The sequence below is a fragment of the Subsaximicrobium wynnwilliamsii genome, from assembly GCF_007997225.1.
Classification (GTDB): domain Bacteria; phylum Bacteroidota; class Bacteroidia; order Flavobacteriales; family Flavobacteriaceae; genus Psychroserpens; species Psychroserpens wynnwilliamsii.
In genome coordinates this window covers 1-2,097 of the sequence record NZ_VORM01000077.1, presented here as the reverse complement: position 1 = coordinate 2,097, position 2,097 = coordinate 1, and the positions used below count along the sequence as shown (strand labels likewise).

The window sequence follows — 2,097 nt, the reverse complement described above, 5'->3', positions numbered from 1 at the left end:
TTTCAGATAGTGATTCCATAAACCTACTAAAAATCCGCAGAAATTTGTTTCCGCATGATGTCACGAATTAGCTCCTAATAAGTCTGGATTATGAATTTACTTGCTAATTCTGCTATTTTAGCCAACGTGTTTGTGTATGATTAGTTGCGTGGTTAAGCAACTAATTTAGCAAATAAAAACCGAATAGAAAATCCGCGAGGATTTTCGTAAGTAAGCGAGAACCAAGCAATTAATTATACACGGTGTTGGCAACTGGTTTTTAATACAAGAATGTGCATTTTCCTCTACCATTTTCAATTTCTATTACTTCATTAGAATCCGAAAGTAAAGTACAGTTAAATGAATATGTTAATTCAATTCCTACAGAAGGATTCTCTATTTCTCTAATGCTTTCAATTTGAAAATTATTTTCATCAAATGGTGGTTTTCCAAAATCTGTTGATTGATAGCTTATGCCAGAATTATTTATTAATTGTGAATAATCAATATGTCTTATACTGACTTGAGTAGTCAAATTTTTAAAATTGTCAACTTCCCAATAGTCTAATTCGTTATAGTTGAAATAATTTTGAAAATCGCTATATTCATTATATTGTAGATAGTTATTTGGATTAAGTTTACTTTTTGATTCATAGAGATGGAAACTTATGAAAGGTGTTTTTAAATCTTCACTATTAGATATCCTATATGCATAAGTATACTTCATTGAAACAGAATCTAGTAATGTGTTTCCAACAGCTCCTCCAACTGTAAATCGTTCTGTACTTACAAATAATTCTCCATTAAACTCTCCAATAAAATAATTGTCATAATTTGCCAATGTATCTAAAGCAACTGAATAATCATTATTGTTTATTGGATAGAAATCTACAGGCTCATTATCACAAGATGTGAGTAAAAGTAGTAATGATATCAATAATAAAATCTTTTTCATAGTTGTTTGTTTAACTTGTTGCCAACGCTCTTGAGTATGATTAGTTGCGTGTCTCAAGCGCTAATTTAGCAAATAAAAACGAACCAGAGCATCCACGAGGGTTTTCGGAAGAAGTACAGACCTAGCAATTAATTATACGCGATGTTGTGAAAAGTGGCCTGGAATTATTGTGTTTTGTTGTTGCTTTCCCTGAGATAGTGCGATTGAGTAAATTCCGCCGTTCCCAAAATCCGCGAACTACTTGATTCCGTTCGAGTGTAAAATTCCGTGTGAGTGAGCAATTCCGCAAGACGATTTTATTCAGAGTGGATTTGATTAAGTCAAGATTCCGTAAAATTGTCTGTTTACGAACCAGACTAAAAATCCGCGTTGCATTATATCGGACTGGTTTAGAAATCCGAAATAAAAAATCCACGACCGTGAAAGGAATAGTTTTTTGAATTCCGATTGTCTAGTTCTGAGTGAATTCCGCCATTTTTTACAACGTTTATGTATAAGAATAGTTGCGGGTTTGTATGCGAGGATTTTCCGAAGGAAAATCAGACGTTACAAACACGCAACGACCTTTGGTTAAGCACTAAACCGCAATTATTTTTATACGGTGTTGTGCAACGTTATTTTTTTTTAGTTCGTAATTCCGATTTCAGAAAACAGTTTTTTTAACTCATTATATTCCGTTTGTGTTTTCAATTCAGTTAAGTCGCGTTTCATTCCGTTTTTTAATTTCAAAGAGAATCGTTTTTTTCCGAATATAGATTTTTCATTTAATCGCTCAATTTTATTAATCGGTATTTTTTCTAAAGTCGACTTCTTAAAAATAAAAATGTATAAAATAATTATAGAGATAGTTCCTGTAAAAAAGAATATAATTTCTTTGAATCCGATTCCTGTTTCATTCAAGTTAATTAATTGAAAAACAGCACTTATTAAGTTTAAAATCATTATAATTTTTAGTATAAAATAATGGCTTTTTAATTCATCTTTAATTTCAATTGATTTATCTATTTCATTATATTTTAATTGTATATCCGCAAACAGCCCTAAAATGAAATAATTATCGTATATTCACTTGATATTAAAACAGTTGATTATGAATATATTTGATTTTGGAGTTCATTTCACAGACGAAAAGAGCTGTCGTACACATTTTAAAGAGGAACGAG

At 30.8% G+C, this 2,097-nt stretch carries 2 protein-coding genes; both read right to left on the bottom strand.

What is annotated here, in order from left to right; translation table 11 throughout:
* Window positions 1-259 precede the first annotated feature (259 nt).
* Window positions 260-934 (bottom strand): hypothetical protein, encoded by a 675-nt coding sequence (locus ESY88_RS20530; RefSeq protein ID WP_147088599.1) that lies wholly within the window; start codon window positions 932-934, stop codon window positions 260-262.
* Between the two features lie 624 nt (window positions 935-1,558).
* Complete coding sequence (locus ESY88_RS20525; RefSeq protein WP_147088606.1) at window positions 1,559-1,876, bottom strand: hypothetical protein; 318 nt, start codon at window positions 1,874-1,876, stop codon at window positions 1,559-1,561.
* Window positions 1,877-2,097 lie beyond the last annotated feature (221 nt).

Coding starts and splice junctions, on each gene's coding strand:
- ESY88_RS20530 (WP_147088599.1), bottom strand. CDS start 934: ATGAAAAAGATTTTATTATTGATATCATTACTACTTTTACTCACATCT.
- ESY88_RS20525 (WP_147088606.1), bottom strand. CDS start 1,876: ATGATTTTAAACTTAATAAGTGCTGTTTTTCAATTAATTAACTTGAAT.